Origin of the sequence: Campylobacter concisus (assembly GCF_002913745.1) — a bacterium.
Taxonomy (GTDB): Bacteria; Campylobacterota; Campylobacteria; order Campylobacterales; family Campylobacteraceae; genus Campylobacter_A; species Campylobacter_A concisus_R.
On the sequence record NZ_PPCG01000058.1, the window covers coordinates 1 to 560 of the forward strand.

The window sequence follows — 560 nt, forward strand, 5'->3', positions numbered from 1 at the left end:
AAATACTAGAATTTTATTTTCAAAAAGAAAGTGAAATAAATCCAACGCATAAAGAGCTAATAGAGCTATTTGATAAGTTAAGTGAAATGGAACAACAATTTTATTTATCAGACATAAAAGCAAGAATACTTAAAAAAGAGATAGATAAATGAAAAAATCTAATAAAATACAAAATAATTTGTCAAAAAGTATAAAAAATGACTAGACAAGAATTAGCAGAAAAATTAAATATTACAAGAAATACACTAACAAACTGGGAAAAAGAAAAACCAGAATTAATCAGATTAATAAACCAAGGTCTAGCACTAGACGATCAAATTTCGGAAACTCAAAAATTCTTAGAAAAATTAGAAAAAATAAAAGAAAAAGCAAACAATGGAAAACTAAATATAAAAGAAAAAAAATAGGTAGAGATAGATAAATGAATAAAAGAGAAGTAGCCAAATTCATCGGAAAAGATATAAAAACTATCTATAACTGGGAAAAAAATAACCCAAACTTATACAAAATACTAGAATTTTATTTTCAAAAAGAAAGTGAAATAAATCCAACGCATAAAG

General features: G+C 23.6%; 1 protein-coding gene. It reads left to right on the forward strand.

Annotation, left to right across the window (positions count from 1 at the left end; genetic code table 11):
• Positions 1 to 197: 197 nt before the first annotated feature.
• On the forward strand, positions 198 to 407 hold the full coding sequence (locus CYO90_RS07485; RefSeq protein ID WP_103579048.1) for a helix-turn-helix domain-containing protein: 210 nt from the start codon (positions 198 to 200) through the stop codon (positions 405 to 407).
• The last annotated feature ends 153 nt before the right edge of the window (positions 408 to 560 follow it).

What these genes read in the sequence shown, in the direction of transcription:
- CYO90_RS07485 (WP_103579048.1), top strand. Translation starts at nt 198, where the DNA reads ATGACTAGACAAGAATTAGCAGAAAAATTAAATATTACAAGAAATACA.